Origin of the sequence: Streptomyces montanisoli, from assembly GCF_017813245.1 — a bacterium.
GTDB classification, from domain to species: domain Bacteria; phylum Actinomycetota; class Actinomycetes; order Streptomycetales; family Streptomycetaceae; genus Streptomyces; species Streptomyces montanisoli.
Genome location: NZ_JAGIQL010000353.1, coordinates 1 through 1,518 on the forward strand (window position 1 = coordinate 1; position 1,518 = coordinate 1,518).

The 1,518-nt window shown below is 71.7% G+C and carries 1 protein-coding gene and 1 pseudogene; one reads left to right on the forward strand and one right to left on the reverse strand.

What is annotated here, in order from left to right; genetic code table 11:
* Window positions 1-99 precede the first annotated feature (99 nt).
* Window positions 100-567, reverse strand: a pseudogene (locus JFN87_RS33110) (ribonuclease H family protein); the annotation flags it as partial.
* Between the two features lie 204 nt (window positions 568-771).
* Between JFN87_RS33110 and JFN87_RS33115 the strand changes: the two are divergent.
* Window positions 772-1,371: a hypothetical protein gene (locus JFN87_RS33115; protein WP_209346209.1), complete on the forward strand. Its 600-nt coding sequence runs from the start codon at window positions 772-774 to the stop codon at window positions 1,369-1,371.
* Window positions 1,372-1,518 lie beyond the last annotated feature (147 nt).

Below are 1,518 nucleotides of genomic sequence, written 5' to 3' on the forward strand. Positions count from 1 at the left end.
CCCCTTTTCTGAAGAAAAAGACGCATTACAGGATCCACGGAAGCTAGGAGTCCAGACCAAAGCTTTCCGGTTCAGCCAGGCGGCGAAGCCATAGGCCTAGCCCGCCGCCTCCTGCGTCCGGGCGACCATGCTGGCCGCGCGGTCGGCGAAGTCGTTCAGGGGGTCGCCGCCGACCTGGTGCGCGGGCACGTACCGGAACTCGACCGTGCGGCCCGCGAGCAGCGCGTCGATGCGCATGACCAGCTCCTGGTTGGCGACTGGCTTGCCCGCGGACGTCTTCCAGCCCTTGCGCTTCCAGCCGGGGAGCCACTCGGTGACGGCCTTCATCGCGTACTGGGAGTCCATCCGGACCTCGAGCTCCACAGCGGGGTCCGTGGAGCCGAGCAGCTGCTCGAGGGCGGTCAGCTCCGCGACGTTGTTGGTCGCGGTTCCGAGCGGTCCCGCCTCCCAGCGCTCCGGCGCGCCCGCCCCGTCGCCGACGACCCAGCCCCAGGCCGCGGGTCCCGGATTGCCCTTCGATGCCCCGTCGCACGCGGCGACCACACGTTCCACCATGCCCTCGATGATGCCAGCTCCCGGCGGCCGGCCCGCGCCGGGCACGTCGTCGCGCTCCGGGGACTGCCCGCCGGGCCCGGGGCGGCCCGGGCGTGGGCTGTTCGGGTGGGATATCACACTCCGTCAGAGTTTCTTGGGACTTTCGCCTCCAGACCATGACATCAAGTGGCCATCGGCCCACAAGTATGACAATCACACGGCTTGAAGGAGCCTCGCATGACCCTCTCGGCATCTCCCCGCCCGCGCCGGCCCCGCACGGGCGCGGTGGCCCTGGCCACGCTGGTTCTCAGCGGCACGACCTTCCTGTGCGCCTCGGCCGCCGTCGCCGCACCCGGCGACAGTGGTGTCCTCAAGGTGCACCCCGCGGGCGTGCCCGCGGCCAACACGAGCGACGCGCCCAAGGTCTGCACGTTCAACCTGGCCGCGTCGAACTTCCAGACCCTGCCGGCCGTCTCCTACACCCTCACCCCCCTGCCCAAGGCCCCCACCAAGCCGACGCTGACCGGTCAGCTGAAGCTCAAGAAGGGTGCCGGCGCGACGCAGAACCTGTCGCTGCCCAACGGCACGTACACCCTCACCTGGACGTTCCCCGGCGGCGTGCCCAAGCACAAGAACTTCAAGGTGGACTGCGGGGCGGCCGACCACAAGCCGCTCGGACCGGTGCACGCCGGCGGTGGCGGCGTGCCGCCCACCACCACGGGCGGGAACGGCGGCGGCTCGTCCATCGCGGCCCCGCTGCTGGTCACAGGCGCCGTCGCGACCGCCGGGCTGATCTTCGTGCGCCGGACCCGCCGTCGCGCCCATGGCGTCGCGTAACGCGCCCCGGCCCCGCCCCCGACCGCACCCGTACGCCTACGCGCAGCCGCAGCCGCAACCGCGCAGGCGGCCGCAGCCGCAGCGCCGAGATCCGAAGAGCAGCGGTCCGAGCACCGGACACCGAAGTGTCCGGGATGGCGACGGCCC